Origin of the sequence: Leptothoe sp. LEGE 181152, from assembly GCF_032906605.1 — a bacterium.
GTDB classification, from domain to species: domain Bacteria; phylum Cyanobacteriota; class Cyanobacteriia; order Phormidesmidales; family Phormidesmidaceae; genus Leptothoe; species Leptothoe turfae.
Window position 1 is genome coordinate 92352 of record NZ_JASATU010000066.1, and the last position, 14500, is coordinate 106851.

Genomic DNA, 14500 nt, shown 5'->3' on the forward strand with positions numbered 1-14500 from the left:
CTTTGACTCCCTATTTCTTCTTTTTGCCTTTGGCCATTGCGCCATAGATTGTGGCATAGGCAGTAGTTTGCTCATATAGGGTCTGAAGCTTTTCGCTAAGTTGAGCTTCATCCTGATAAATGACAGAAACCTCTCCAAGTAACTGGGTTAACTTATCACCAAGAATGACTTGATTCTTACGCACAGGTTCATTCCCTAATAGTGGCTCAATTAGTCCAGTTGCACGTTGGCAGAGTGTGTCAATCGGTGCTGATAAATCTGACTTACTGGCATCGTATAGGGCCTGGGTAAAATGTAAGTTACTGAATATTTCACCATCAGCAAAGACAATGCCAACAATGTGATTCTTGACCGTTCCAGTTCGAGTCTCTTGAGCCCCATACCGTCGCGTACGCAGTAAATTACCTAATACATATATAAAGCCCTCTAAAGTCGAATCCTTCAGAGTTTCAACCGTTGGAAAGGTGACTTCAGGCAAAATATGGTCCAGCTCATTAATAGAACTCCGCATCTCACCCTTTTCACTCATGGTTCCACCTTCAAACGGTGCATTAAAGGTAAAACTTTTGTGAGAGGTTTCGTAGGGGCTTAACGAAAAAGCAGAATCCGAATAAACCTTAGATCGTTCAGAGCCACTATCACCAATGGCAAAGCCGTAAATAATACAGTCTGGACAATGTTTACAAGATTTTTCGCCATTGTATTCACAATATTTGGCTTTATCAGTTTCGTCTGCACTGGTCAGGTCCAATGCCCTTAGCAGTTCTCTTCCAGCTAGTCGTTCCGGTGTCGTCTGTTTCCGTTTGAACATGACTAAGCGACTAATTGTCTCTTTAGTTTTAGCACCAGCCTGTGTCCTTGCTGTATTTAGCACACCGTCCGTTTGGAAAACTGGAAATGACTGACTATGACGTAGCATCAAAAAGTGAATGTATTTACCAGAGGCAAGACGGGGAAAGGCACTATGCAATTCAGGCTTTAACGTTTCGAGAATAGACATAACACAAAGTTCCTTTGATGAATTTTGGTGGGCTTCTTTGGACAAAATTAGGCTGCTGATTCAGTTTCTGTTTCTGATTCCGCTTCTTGCTGTATGTCTTCTAAATTCAGCATCAGATAGGCGAACTCAACACCAGACTTGATTCTGTTTCGGTTTTCTTGCAGTAAGGCAATATCCTTTTGGTACTGTTCCTTAAACAGCTGCTCGACACAGGTAGTCATAAATTGTTGAATGGCTTGCAGTTCCAGTGCTTTGCGTAGAGCAATATCTTTGGACTTATCTAGCAAGAGAGGTCTGGTATAAACTTCCTGACGCTCAAGCGCATCTTTGAGCTGGCCAGCCCCTTCTAAAATCAAGTCTTCTTCAGGAAGATCTGGCGGTACAGACAAAATAGTGTCAAGAGCTTTTGTCAGAGGCAGCAAAATTGCATGACTTGATGCGGTGCTACGGACTTTATAAAACTGTCGATATTCCTGAGCTAGGCGCTTAACGAGAGATATCTGTTCTTCCATGATGGCATCTCCTTGAGACCAAAGTTGAGCATATTTCCAATAACGTTGGGCGTCGTCTGGAGTAGGATCACGTTTTCGTTTACGACAGCCTGACTCTGCCAGGCTAAAGAGATTCAGGACATTACTCATTAGCTGTCGCACGGTGTCTGGCAAGGCGCGCCAGCGTGGATCTGGTTTATCAGCCTGGTTTTCTAAGTGAACACTGTAGGCGATCAGTAGACGCTGCATAAAATCTTCGATGCGTTGAATACGTCCCTGGTGATGTTCCTCTAGGTGAATAGCATCAGGTAAGTTGAGAACACTCCAGAAGTTAGCAAGGCCATCTAATTTGATAGATTCTCTAAAATCGCTGTCACTTCGATATAAAGGTGTTTGGCTAGCTGTGGCTACCACTTTAATCCCTAAGAACTTGGCAATTACAAGGGAGAGAAAGGCAGGCTCTGCCCAAGCATCGGTATGGGTTTTACCTCGTGTTGTGGTGTAACTAATACCCAAGAAGGGTAAGTCTTGTTTAGGTCCTGTGCTGCCATATATCTGTGTATTCTTTAGTTTCCATTCTTCTGGATCAGGTTCTGATAGCCAAGGAAACTGATGTAAGGCATGTATGTCTAAGTTGTGATTAATCCAAAATTTGTGTAATTCCCAAAAGTTAATCTGTCTAAGATCTTTGGCAAATACTCTCACCGCTTGAGCAACTTGGGGAGAATAAACATACGCAGGGTACATGTATAAGAAAATGGGGTTTTGATCTTCCATTTTTCCAGGAGGTACAGCCCATTTTGACTGCCGTAATAGCATTTCAAGGGACCATATTTTGGAAATGCCTCGTTTGATTTGGCCACCACCTAACGGATTCTTATTACTGTATTGCTGAGGCTTAAAGAGAACGACAGAGTCCATCTGATCTTCTGAGATAAACTCACCTGAACTTAGAGAGCAAATGGGCTGTTTGGAAGCTTTGGTTTTAGCAATGGTATAGCGCTCTAGTTCTTGCTGAAATGAACCTCCTATACTATCCCAACCAGATATTTCAAGATACTGATCGAGGTAACTGAGAAAAGCATCTTTAGTCGAATTAACAGTTTCTGGTAATAGTTGTTTCTCTATCGCCCAGTCAGCAAGCGCGGTAGAAAATTGGCCCAACATTTCAGCAAACTGCTCTGTGTCCAATGTTTGATGTTTTAGAACATATTCAGCGGCAGCTCGGTACCAACCATAGTTAACACCACCTTTTTGTACCTGGGTTTGTTCAGTCGTTATTTCATCCTGAATTTTTAGCTGCTCTAGAACCCATGGTGTAAATTCAGGCGTTTTACTAAAAAATTCCTTTTGAACAAGACCAATGAGCTCTGCTAACTGGTCGCTCCGTATGTCAGATCCTGCTGCTAAGCGTTCTAGCTCAGATTCACTTAGCTCCAGACTAGCAAGTCGTTTTGGTGTTGCTGGGGCCTTATCATTTCTGACTTTGGCTGTAATTACCTCTGGTAATCCTCGAATAAGCTGCTCAGGGGAAAATAGCTCTAATGTTTGAGGGGAAACCTTTACACCCTTACCATCACGTTTGAAGCCAATATTTCCCCCTAACATAGCACCAGAAAGTATTTTTTCAATGGCATTCCATAAAACACTTTTCAGTTTTTCAGATTCTGGAACTTTTGTTCCTTGGGGTGCTAAGTATACAGCTCCCTGAGCAAAATATAAGATTGGCTGCCACTTTTCCTGTTTGGTAAATGCTAAAACAGCATTATGTATACCATTGCTTAAAATGCCGGTCACATCTCGCAGACGATGATAAACAAGTTTCCGAGGTATACAGAGGTCATCTAAACAATCTTGCAATCGATCACCACGAGTTGTTGTGATAACTTCAGCTGGATTAGTCATATGAACTGCCACATCACCAAAAGTGAGTAGCAGTCGTAATGGATTGAGCAAGCGATGACGACGTAACTTAAAATTTGGCCAGTTTGCTAGGACTAAATTCGAGCCATGTTTACGTTGAGTATTTTGAGCTAAAAATCCAATTTCTGATAAATAGCTTTTCCATTCAGGCCAGAAACTTCCAAAATTGAGTCTTTTCCCCATTTCCTGACAAAGCGCCAAAATACTGTCTACTTCGTAGGCTTTTGGAGAGTCTTTTTCTTCTCCCTGGCAGTATTTATTATAGTCATGCAAGGTTAATCCCAGACATAGTAACCGTTTTTCGTCATCATTTAATGGATTATCATCCAGAAATGGAATTAGGTTCCAGGCAGTTAGTAATCCATTTAGAACGTGTACTAGTAAGCTTTGATCAGCTTTTTCTGACCATCTCTTCGCTGTCTCTTTATGCTTTAAGCGCGAAAGATGAACCTCATAGGAACCACCTAAAGCAGTAATCGAACTAAACTCTTGCTCCATTGAAGGGAGAACTGTGTCAATGAACTGCCGAAGGGTTGGATCTGTATCAGAGGATAAAGTGCTAATCAGTAGCATTTGTAGTAGAGTCGCCATAGTAATAATTAGAAAGGGTGTAAGTGAGTAAATTAGAAGAAAAAAGAATCTGCCTGCTGGCAAATTTTTTTCAGACGACAGTTTTTTTCAAAGGCTTTTAGAAGGAGTGCATCTTGATTAAATGCACAGGCATAAGACTGCTCAGAAGCATCTGTTAAGTGATGCAGTCCAAATAGAGGGCTGAGATATAATATTTTCCCAACATCCCAGTGACGTTGATCTTCTTTAAGGCGTATTAGGAAGGCTAAAACTTTTCTTTGACTAAGAGCACGAACAACTTCAATTTGTGGGTGATTTTCTATCCGCAGACCTTTAATCTGAATTAGATCGCAGCATGTTAGCTGACTACCGTCATAACGGCAACTTAAACGAATATTTAAACGTTCATCTAGCCATTGTTGAACTTTAATGTAGACCTTGGCATAGCTGAAAAACTCTTCTCCATATCCAGCTTTTTCAGCAGCAGCCAAAAAGTCAGACTCTTCAATGATTTCTACATGCGTATAGGGCAACAGCCTGAGCAAATCATAAGTGTAAAAGCGATGGTCATCCCATACAGCGGCTTGTAACGTTGTGCCACCTCGAAATCTCAAAAGCTCTTCCTGGGTAGCTTTGCCAATAGAGTCATTGCCCATGGCATGCCAACATTTGCGGGCACCCTCTAACTTGGCTTCGCTATAGACTGGGATGAGGGCAGAGAGGATGCGATCGCAAATCGGTTCCATCACCTTGGCAGACTCACTCACCTGTTTAATCTGCCAGAGCATTCCTTGAGCCTGTAATGCACCCCACTGTTGACGATATTGCTCAAACTCCTTCGGTTCTTCAAAGGCAGAGCGAATCGCATCATTAAGCATTTGTCGCTCAACGACCTGACCCTCATTTAAAGACTTTTCAAGTCGCGAATAAGTCCAGGGTGCATGACCAGGTAATAAACAAAACGCATGGTACTTGTGAAATCCTTGATGACGCCCCAAACGTCCCAGCCGTTGAATCACAGTTGCCGAATTGTTACTCTCAAAAATCAGCAGGTGAATCTTAAAATCAACACCCACATCCACTGTAGATGTACCCACAACAAGAACAGGATGTGGAGAGTCTTTTAACCTTTCCTGAGTCTTATTTCGTTCTTGCTTATCAATCCGTCCACTGATTTCAGCAATTTCAAAATTATCAGGCAGCAACGTTTGCAATAAACGTACAACCCTCCCTGCCTGGGCCACAGAGTTCAAAATCAGCAGACCCCGGCCTTTAGCTTCAGCAAGCAGTAAATTTTGGAGTAGCCCTACATTATCCTGTAGCCAATCTAAGATTCCTTGCTTTGGTTTTAGTTTTACAAACTCCAGCTCTACAGGCTGTAGTATCGGTCGATACCCCGTCCTAGCTTCGCTAGCGTACTGCCCAGAAATAGACTTCACCTTAAACCCAGAGGCTTCTAACTGCTTAATAAATGTTGTCTTTGGGGTTGCCGATGTAAACAGAAACTTACGCTTTCCCTGGGCAGATGCCCGTATAAAACAGAGACTGTTGAGCACAGCCGATTCCTGATGGGGGCCAAAGATATGAAACTCATCAAAGACCCAATAATCAGGAAATGTGGCCATCAACATGGGGAGTTCCGCATTGTCATAAGCGGCATTGCGATACCGAAAATGCAGCATCAGATGAAACAGGTCTGGATTCGTTAATAAAACGGGTTTATGTTGAATCGCTAGTTCTAATTCTCGAAAACGATTTCTGTCATTGGCCTTTACCCGACGAGCTAACTCCTGGCCGTAAAGCAAATCAATTCGTTTTTGAGCATTCAGTCCAAATTTTTGGTGATAATCTTGCTGCCCTCGTAGCTGATCTTCAACTAGCTCATTGGTTGGGTATAACCCCACCATGCGATATTGCGAATCAAGCAAAATGGGCAGAGTTGCGGCCAATGATTTACCATCACCCGTCACACTCGTATTGAAAATAATGTCAGCTTCACCATCAAAAACGGCAGCTGCCGTTTCTGCCTGATGACTTGATAGAGGGCAGCTACAGTCAGTGATTGGCTGAAATGTGGAAGTTTTATCAGTAACCCGGCATAATTTCTGACAGCCTAAGGGACAGTTGCCAATACCTGGATTAACCTTTGAATAAAAAGGCTGAACTTGAATTTTCATGGCTGACTTTTCGTGACGAATAAAGTCTATAACCGCCTCAAAAATAGATGTCATCTAAAAAAGACAACATCTCAGAAATTTCTTAAGAAGCTGTGCAGTTCCACATCATATGGAACTGCACAAAACCTTTTCTAACGTGTTTAAGCTGAAATTAATGAGGGTAGATAATCTATGTCCCACAGATATCGTCGGTTTTGCGACGGTTGATGCGACTGCCTGATCAGGAGTTGGCCTAAATGACTGTTGACTTCGAATGGACCTGACTTTCCCCTAGCCAGAATTTCGGATGAGGAAAGCTTTTCTCCTGTAACTAGACAGACCAAATCCCGAACTTGCTCGGTTCTTACCCCTGAGACAAGCTGGGCTTGAGTAGATTGTAAATTGAGGGTATATTGCATGAAATGCCTCCTTTTGGCATTACTAAGTGATTCACTGAAGCGCCAACTTCCGTGAATCGTTTACATAATCGATAGGGCCGCAGTTCTAGATATAGAATTGCGGCTTCTTCATTATTGTCTATCATATTTTTGGAGATTTGGATAGATTATAATTTTGGTAGATACCCTACGTGGCTATGCAGGTACCTCAAAATCACTTGCTAGTTTAAAAACTGAACAGTTAACATGTGTACGAAGTACTTACTCATATGTTAGGTTTCTGCATGGATGGGCTGCTCTCACTGCTTTTAATTTTGATAGCAGTAGAAAAAATATCGTAATTCAACCAACTCTATATTTTAGCGAGGTTGAATTTTGCTTACTGCTAAGGCATAACCTTAATCCTGGTTACCGGGACTGAAACCCTGCTTAGCCCAGTAGTGTTCTGCCCATCCTATCTCATCAATAACGAATTTGAGCGATGAGACCAGTATCTTGAAGCATTCCTTAGATCAGTTCGCTTTTGCATTAGAACTCCTTAAGCATCTTTCTAAGAAACCTCTACAGCGAGATGAGTTAGTTAAGAAGCTAGAATTTTTTTTGTCTCAACAAAATCTATCTCTTGAAGATCCTGGGCAGAAAGTTAGCCGTACAATTCGCAAGCTCCGGCAGTGTGGGTTTGATATCAAGAGTGCTCCAAACCGTCCCTACGAATTAGTCCAATCAAGTTTTCCAGTTGTCCTTACCCCTGACCAACGAGAGGCATTAGCGCTAGCAGCCTATATTCTGGACGATATGGGCTTCTCAAGCCAATCTAGTCAGATACTTCAAATCTCAGGCTTCGAACAAAGCCAACTACCATCACAGGTAAAGGTCAACTTTAGCCCTCCAGTAGACTACGGAGAAGATCGCCTAGATACCGTTGTCCAAACCCTGCAAGACCGTTTCCAAAAACATCGCCGTTACACCATTCGCTATCGCAGTAGCAGTGGCCAAGAACGTCCCTGGGATCTAGACCGTTCAGAATTACGATTACACAATGGAGTCCTTTACTTATTTGCCTATGCCCCTGACTTTTCAGCTCGTCATCATGATGTCGAAAAAAATCAAATCTTTCGAGTAGATCGCATTCTCACTGTAGGAGCGGCCTCCAATATCCCCTGGGGCAGATTGACATTCCCATCCATCGACTTAACCTACCGAATGACCGGACCACTCGGCAGATATCAACCACGTCGAGCCAATGAAACAATAATCAAACGAGATTCTGCCAAAACTTCCCAATGGGTTGAGATCAGCACAACAGAAGAGTCTTTATTTTGGTTCCGCCAGCGTCTACTCCAGTATGGAGAGAACATACGGCTTCTAGCACCAGAATGGTTTGTCAAAAAGATAGCAGCTGAGATGCTCCGCTCTGCCCAAAATTACCAGACTAATTGAACTAAGTTTCATGGAACAGAAAATTTCTCCCACCAACAATGGGAGTTTTGGATTTCTGCCACTACTGGTGGCAGATTTAGAATTTCTCGCACCATTATCGCGAGTTTTAAACAGGCTAACCGCCAAGGGGTGATGGATTGCCCGAAACAGCTGAATAGCTAAACCTCATCCCCCAAGTAACTTTGCATAAAAGCGTTTGCTGATTCAGGATTCAGAGTCTTTAACGCCCTAACAATCTCAACTACCGTTTCCGCCGTCGGATCACGTTTTTCATTTACCCAACGGTAAACATTGTTGCGCTCCACATTCATCGCAACTGACAGACTATATTGACTAATTTCATAGGACTCAAGCACTTGCTTGAGCGCCTTTCCCGCTTTTCCCATGGGCACATCCTGTCAGAGGTTTTCACCACTGTACCAGCCCAATGGTTGACAGTCGTCCTAGTGGTCGTCTAATTTGATTCTAGACATCCAAATGGACGACGTTTCCATGTACACCAGCTTTCTGGCTACACCCGCTCTAACCACTGAAATAACCACCCCTGAGTCAGCCCTCCAGCTCTACTCAGTCCCAAAACCTGACCGCGAGCCCGTCAAAATCCTTATCATCGGCTCCCAGGCAGCCGTCAACACCATCATCCACAGCCTCCACCATCACCACTTCGCCGAACCATTTGAGTGGACCCAATTCCTCCCCACCGATCGCCCCATCCAACTCCAACCCGGCGAATCCATGCGAGCCTTGGTGAAATACCTGCCCCGTTAGTAAATTATTGACTAGCCGCACTAACATCTACTATTAGATACTTGAGTAGGTTCCTGTTGCTCATCAATCGACGGCTTCTTCTCATAGAAAGTAAGCCCAACTCGATTAATATGAGCAATCACATCAGGATTCTCAATATGGCTAAAAATCGATAGGTCAAACAGATATGGCAACAGCAAATCGTCTAGCTGATGTTCGATAGCCAATAACTGTTCATGGGAAATATCCCTACCCATGAGGGTCAAATCAATATCCGACCCTGGCCGATAATTACCTTTGGCTCGTGATCCGTACAGGACAACCCGTTCAATTTTAGTGAACTGTCTTTTATATTTTCTGCAATAGCTTGAGCCGTTGCCTGATTATAAGTATGACTAGTCCGATTCCGCTCTCTAATCATATCCATCCAGCTTCCACCATCTTCAATCAGACCCACATTAAAAGCAAGACAGGTGGCATCCCGTGAACCATAAATGTTCTGATTACCTTGATACTGCAAATAATCTTTCAAGACATTCCAGGCTAGCTCATGGGTATATTCAAATGCCTGGATTAGCCCTTGCTCTTCCAGTTCATTCAATTCACCCTTATCAAGAAACTTGGTAAGCTGCGCCAGAGCTCTCTCGTAGTTGGCAAAACGCTGCTTCCATCGAATATCTGGATCTATCATCGGTTAGCCTATCTACCCAGCATTAAATTTCGTCCGGCTCAATCCCAAGGGCGGCTAATCGCTCTTCTAAAGCTTTTGCTCGGCGCTCTGCCACATTGTCTTCATTGGCTCAGTGCTACTTCACCCTCATCACAGCAATAGCTCACCCCGCAAAACAGAGACAGCCTTGCCACTGATATAAATTCGCTTTGGTGTGCATTCTACGTGTAGTACGCCACCACGGGATGATGCTTGATAAGCGACCATGGTATCTTTGCCCAGTTTTGCTTGCCAATAGGGGGCTAAAGAACAGTGGGACGAACCAGTTACCGGATCTTCAGGAATACCGATGGCCGGTGCAAAATAACGGGAGACAAAATCGTAGGGAGAGTCTCCAACGCTGGTGACAATGACACCTTGGTAGGGTAATTTTGCGAGTCTATCCAAATCTGGGGCGAGGTTAGCAACAGCTTGATGCGATCGCAACTCTACCAAATAATTCACATCATTACGCGCCCCATGGACAATATCCGCATGGTTCATGGCCGCCACCATAGCTGGAGAAATAGATGCATCATGGACAGGCTGAGCTGGAAAATCTAGCTGAATGAAATTACCGTTGCGAGAGGCCAACAGCTCTCCGCTCTTGGTCTGAAAACGGGCTGTAATGTCAGGCGATAGGTGTCCTTCGCTCCAAAGTACATGGGCACTGGCCAAGGTGGCATGGCCACATAACTCAATTTCATCCGTTGGTGTAAACCATCGCAAACTATAGTTACCCTCATCTTTAAGGGCATAGAGAAACGCCGTTTCTGACAAATTCATTTCCTTGGCAATCTGCTGCATTAGAGATTCATCCAAAGGGGTTTCACTCACACATACGGCAGCTGGGTTACCGCCAAAGGGGCGATCTGTAAAGGCGTCTACCTGAATGACGGGCTGTTTCATCGGTTAGCTGTTAAGGGGACCTGTGGGAAATAGTATCGCGCTGTGGGTAGGGATGGCGGGGAACGGAAAAAATGATAATCATAAAAAGGCCTGGTTTTCTTTTTTGAGAAAACCAGGCCTCAATCTGACCTAAACAAAGTTGTCATTAGAATAAACGAGAATGGGGCACTCCTTGATCATCAAAGCTGCTTAAAGATCTAAAACAGTTCTAACTGATTTCGGAGCGCTGTAGCACGATAGTCATGGCCTGTCGCTTCATTCATTTGAAGTATCTCACTGGCAATGTCTGTTTGCGATAGATAGGCATCCCTGCGCTGGGCATAAAACTCAGCAATGTCAGGATTGAGATTAATGGCACGGGTGTAGGTTGAGCGCGCACCTTCATAGTCCTGACTAATCTGCTGTGCTTGAGCCTCTAACAACAACCGCTGAGACACGGTTGCTGTTTCTACTGTCATTCGATAGCGCACCGTCGATGGCGAGGTTGTCTCAGCAGCTGCAACATCAGTGTCTACAGCGAATTGAGGCTCAACTTCATAGTCAAACAGAGGCTCAATCTCGTAGCTCATCGGAGTACCCTTATGCTCACCGGGTAGGGTCAAAACAACAAGATGACTAATCTGTGATTTCTGTGTGGGATCAACCGTGCGATAGCTCACCTGGTTCTCAACAAAAAGAGGCGTATGCTTGCCAGCAACATAAACTGCAACACGACTAACAATACCAGGATTGTTATTGGCTAACTTGAGTTTAATCGCCACCGTTTGCCCCACTTCAGCCGTCAGCTGATGCCTTAGGGGTTGGTAAGTATCCTCTGTTACCAACTTTGTTTCTGTTGCACCGGCCTGTAGCAGCACCTCGGCTGATACGGGCATGGCTAATCCCAGCAATACGCCCATCACACCTAAACTACTGACTATGGACCGCATGTTGGCCTCCTAAGGAACACTGAAGAACATTGATATGGATTACTCCACATGGTAAAGCTACCGTTCCAGAACAATCAGGACGGTATTTGAAACTACATAGGAACTTTATGGCAAAATTTTATGGTACCCAGGAACCTTTGTAGAGCCGTTCCATGGAACGTCCCTACATGATTGCAACGACCCTTCATTTGCATCATTTACTCCGTTAGCTGTAACCCATTCTTACAAACCGTTGCGAATCGTTTAGCGATACCCGTGTCTGATGAAGGACTCCCATATTCTGAGGGTTGGGCTCCCCATCATCGGGACATTGCCCTAACCCATCCCAGAATCTTTCCACCGGAGCGCTGTCTATGAAACTGGCCTATTGGATGTATGCAGGTCCCGCCCATATCGGCACCTTGCGTATTGCCAGCTCATTCAAAAATGTCCATGCCATCATGCATGCCCCACTAGGGGATGATTATTTTAATGTCATGCGCTCTATGCTGTCTCGTGAGCGAGATTTTACGCCAGTAACGACTAGCGTTGTCGATCGTCATGTGTTAGCGCGAGGCTCTCAAGAGAAAGTTGTCGATAATATTACCCGTAAAGATAAGGAAGAAAATCCTGATCTGATTGTTCTCACACCGACCTGCACCTCCAGCATTTTGCAAGAAGATCTGGCTAACTTTGTTGAGCGCGCTCAGATGGATGCCCAGGGCGATGTCATGCTAGCAGATGTGAATCACTATCGCGCCAATGAGCTACAGGCGGCTGACCGCACGCTGCAACAGATTGTTGAATTTTATCTAAAGAAGGCGGCCAAGCAGGGAGACTTACCTGTAGAGAGAACGGAAAAGCCGTCGGTCAATATCATCGGCATTACCACCCTGGGTTTTCACAACAACCATGATGTGACCGAGTTAAAGCGGCTGATGGCAGACCTGGGGATCGAGGTCAATGCCGTAATTCCTGAAGGTGCTTCGGTCCATGACCTTAAGAATTTGCCCAAAGCCTGGTTTAACCTGATCCCCTATCGGGAGATTGGCTCACTCACTGCCGAATATTTGCAGCGTGAGTTTGAGATGCCCTATGTGGATATTACGCCCATGGGTGTAGTCGAAACGGCCCGCTGTATTCGTGCAATCCAAAAACTCTTAAATGAGCGCGGTGTTGCTGCCAATTATGACCAGTTTATTGATGACCAAACTCGGTTTGCCTCACAGGCGGCCTGGTTCTCTCGCTCTATCGACTGTCAAAATCTGACGGGTAAACGCTGCGTTGTCTTTGGTGATAATACCCATGCTGCGGCCCTCACCAAAGTTCTCTCGCGGGAAATGGGGCTAAAGGTGGTATTAGCGGGTACTTATTGCAAGTATGACGAAGCTTGGTTCCGCCAGGAGGTGGAAGGGTACTGTGACGAGGTGCTGATTAGTGAGGATAATGGTGCGATCGCAGATAAAATTGCCCAGCTAGAACCCGCCGCCATTTTTGGTACCCAAATGGAACGTCATGTGGGCAAGCGTCTCAACATCCCCTGTGGGGTGATTGCTGCTCCCATCCATGTCCAAAATTTTCCCGTTGGCTATCGTCCTTTCCTTGGCTATGAAGGCGCTAATCAGCTAGTCGACTTGATCTACAACTCCTTTACCCTGGGCATGGAAGATCACCTGCTAGAAATCTTCGGTGGTCACGACACCAAGGAAGTCATCACCCACACACTGTCTGCCGATGCCGACTTAAACTGGACAACCGATGGCCTCACCGAGTTGAAACGCGTTCCAGGGTTTGTCAGAGGCAAGGTCAAGCGCAATACTGAAAAATTTGCACGCGAGCAAGGCTATACGGAAATTACAGCTGAAGTCATTTATGCGGCCAAAGAAGCGGTTGGAGCCTAGAAATCGTGTAGGGATGTTCCATGGAACGTCCCTACACAATTCACCGTAAAATATCTGAGCACCAGGATATTAGACCAGAGACTAGCCGCAATGCCAAATGCAGCCAATCAACGTGCCCAAGCCGCCTTTCAATTGGGGCAACAGGCCTTTGAGCGGGGCCGCTATGCCGATGCCGTCAACGCCTTTGAACAGGGCATCGCTGAGCAACCGAGTATCGCTTTAGATGGGGAGTTAAAACTATGGCTCGTGAATGCATTAGCCGCTTCAGATCGGCGTCAAGAAGCCATTGAGCTATGTGGCAAGCTGGCCCTGCATCCAGACTTGGACGTCAGAAAACAAAGCAAACGGGTGCTGTACATTATCCAGGCTCCAAAACTACAGGCCAGGGAAGAATGGCTCACTAAGATCCCAGATCTGGCGACCCTGGAAAGTAGCGAGGAAAAACCCTGGCAACCCCGTCCACCCAAGCCCCGTCGCCTCAAGCCACCACCGCCGCCCCTGCCCCTCAGTGAAGTTAATACTGAAGATAATGGCTTTGTATGGTTTGCCTTGATGGGTAGCGCCATTGTACTGGGGGGGCTTTGGTGGCTAAGTTAAGACATCTGATCGTTCGACTACTGGTGATTACAGCCCTATCCCTGGGGTTAACAGGCTGTGTCGATTATCAATTGGGCATACAGTTTGGCAGTCAAACCCACGGTGTTTTAGTCCAAACTCTGCACCTTGACGATCAGTTTGTTGCCCTCAATAACAATGTCCGGCAGCAGTGGCTGGAGATTTTTATCGAAGAAGCTAAAGTCTTTTCAGGCAAGGTAACCTCTCTAGACGATGGCACACTCCAGATACGCATCGACTTCTACAACGGTGCTGACTTAGTGCAGAAATTTAATCAACTTTTTGCCGAAGATGGACTGATGACCCAGGTGCCAGGGGCTCCACCTGTACTGGCCCATTTGGACCTTACCCAACAAAATTGGGGTATAGCTCTGCTCAATCATCTCCAGGCTGACATTGACCTGGGTGCCCTAAAAGCCGATAGCGCCATTGGTGATGGTGGAGCCTTAGATCGCTGGCGCACCTTAACCCTCAGTTTTCAGTTAGGGTCCCTGGGTAAAACCCACCAGTGGCCCTTGAAACCCGGCCAGGTGAACACCATCGACACCACATTTTGGCTCCCTAGCCCGATTGGAATTGGGGCTGTGGTCATTGCCCTGATCTGTGCTGCTGGCTATGGGGTGCGGTATGGATTTAATCGAAGGTAACGCCTGATAATTTTAGGGTTTGATCAAATAATGCCAGCCTGACAGTCTTTTAATAAATAAAAATGTTCTCCCGATTCTGACTGTCC

Annotated in this window: 13 protein-coding genes; 5 read left to right on the forward strand and 8 right to left on the reverse strand. The window is 45.3% G+C overall.

What is annotated here, in order from left to right; all coding sequences use genetic code 11:
* Nucleotides 1-10 precede the first annotated feature (10 nt).
* The 3 genes from cas7d to cas3 are packed head-to-tail and all read right to left on the reverse strand — an operon-like array spanning nt 11 to nt 6215.
* Entirely contained in the window at nt 11-1000 is a 990-nt protein-coding gene (gene cas7d, locus QGP82_RS31055) for a type I-D CRISPR-associated protein Cas7/Csc2 (RefSeq protein WP_499061953.1), read from the reverse strand.
* Nucleotides 1001-1047: 47 nt separating this feature from the next.
* Nucleotides 1048-4005 carry a type I-D CRISPR-associated protein Cas10d/Csc3 gene (gene cas10d, locus QGP82_RS31060; RefSeq protein WP_499061954.1) on the reverse strand — a complete coding sequence of 986 codons (2958 nt, stop codon included), beginning with the start codon at nt 4003-4005 and terminating at the stop codon, nt 1048-1050.
* A gap of 32 nt (nt 4006-4037) precedes the next feature.
* On the reverse strand, nt 4038-6215 hold the full coding sequence (cas3, locus tag QGP82_RS31065; RefSeq protein ID WP_499061955.1) for a type I-D CRISPR-associated helicase Cas3': 2178 nt from the start codon (nt 6213-6215) through the stop codon (nt 4038-4040).
* A gap of 818 nt (nt 6216-7033) precedes the next feature.
* Here cas3 and QGP82_RS31070 point away from each other — a divergent pair.
* Complete coding sequence (locus tag QGP82_RS31070) at nt 7034-7978, forward strand: helix-turn-helix transcriptional regulator (protein ID WP_499061956.1); 945 nt, start codon at nt 7034-7036, stop codon at nt 7976-7978.
* 158 nt (nt 7979-8136) lie between these two features.
* Here the strand turns inward: QGP82_RS31070 and QGP82_RS31075 are convergent, their stop codons facing one another.
* On the reverse strand, nt 8137-8364 hold the full coding sequence (locus QGP82_RS31075) for a helix-turn-helix domain-containing protein (protein WP_163696305.1): 228 nt from the start codon (nt 8362-8364) through the stop codon (nt 8137-8139).
* Nucleotides 8365-8455: 91 nt separating this feature from the next.
* On the opposite strand from QGP82_RS31075, the gene QGP82_RS31080 reads away from it, so the two are divergent.
* Nucleotides 8456-8746 carry a hypothetical protein gene (locus tag QGP82_RS31080; RefSeq protein ID WP_499061957.1) on the forward strand — a complete coding sequence of 97 codons (291 nt, stop codon included), beginning with the start codon at nt 8456-8458 and terminating at the stop codon, nt 8744-8746.
* Nucleotides 8747-8766: 20 nt separating this feature from the next.
* Here QGP82_RS31080 and QGP82_RS31085 read toward each other — a convergent pair whose 3' ends face one another.
* From QGP82_RS31085 to QGP82_RS31100, 4 genes are all read right to left on the reverse strand, one after another.
* Nucleotides 8767-9057, reverse strand: coding sequence for a nucleotidyltransferase domain-containing protein (locus QGP82_RS31085; protein WP_499062082.1), 291 nt, complete (start codon nt 9055-9057; stop codon nt 8767-8769).
* On the reverse strand, nt 8988-9416 hold the full coding sequence (locus QGP82_RS31090; RefSeq protein WP_499061958.1) for a nucleotidyltransferase substrate binding protein: 429 nt from the start codon (nt 9414-9416) through the stop codon (nt 8988-8990). Before QGP82_RS31090 ends, QGP82_RS31085 begins: the two co-directional genes overlap by 70 nt.
* A 129-nt stretch (nt 9417-9545) precedes the next feature.
* Nucleotides 9546-10343, reverse strand: coding sequence for a PhzF family phenazine biosynthesis protein (locus tag QGP82_RS31095; protein WP_499061959.1), 798 nt, complete (start codon nt 10341-10343; stop codon nt 9546-9548).
* A 197-nt stretch (nt 10344-10540) separates the two neighbouring features.
* The gene (locus tag QGP82_RS31100; protein WP_499061960.1) at nt 10541-11272 is read right to left on the reverse strand and encodes a tetratricopeptide repeat protein; all 732 of its coding nucleotides are present in this window, start codon (nt 11270-11272) and stop codon (nt 10541-10543) included.
* Between the two features lie 353 nt (nt 11273-11625).
* Between QGP82_RS31100 and bchB the strand changes: the two genes are divergently transcribed.
* The 3 genes from bchB (at nt 11626) to QGP82_RS31115 (ending at nt 14414) form a co-directional block, all read left to right on the forward strand.
* Nucleotides 11626-13152 (forward strand): ferredoxin:protochlorophyllide reductase (ATP-dependent) subunit B, encoded by a 1527-nt coding sequence (gene bchB / locus QGP82_RS31105; RefSeq protein ID WP_163671371.1) that lies wholly within the window; start codon nt 11626-11628, stop codon nt 13150-13152.
* 90 nt (nt 13153-13242) lie between these two features.
* A complete protein-coding gene (locus QGP82_RS31110; protein ID WP_499061961.1) occupies nt 13243-13749 on the forward strand; it encodes a tetratricopeptide repeat protein in 507 nt (168 codons plus the stop codon).
* Nucleotides 13737-14414: a DUF3153 domain-containing protein gene (locus QGP82_RS31115; protein ID WP_499061962.1), complete on the forward strand. Its 678-nt coding sequence runs from the start codon at nt 13737-13739 to the stop codon at nt 14412-14414. The genes QGP82_RS31110 and QGP82_RS31115 overlap by 13 nt, the downstream gene beginning before the upstream one ends.
* The last annotated feature ends 86 nt before the right edge of the window (nt 14415-14500 follow it).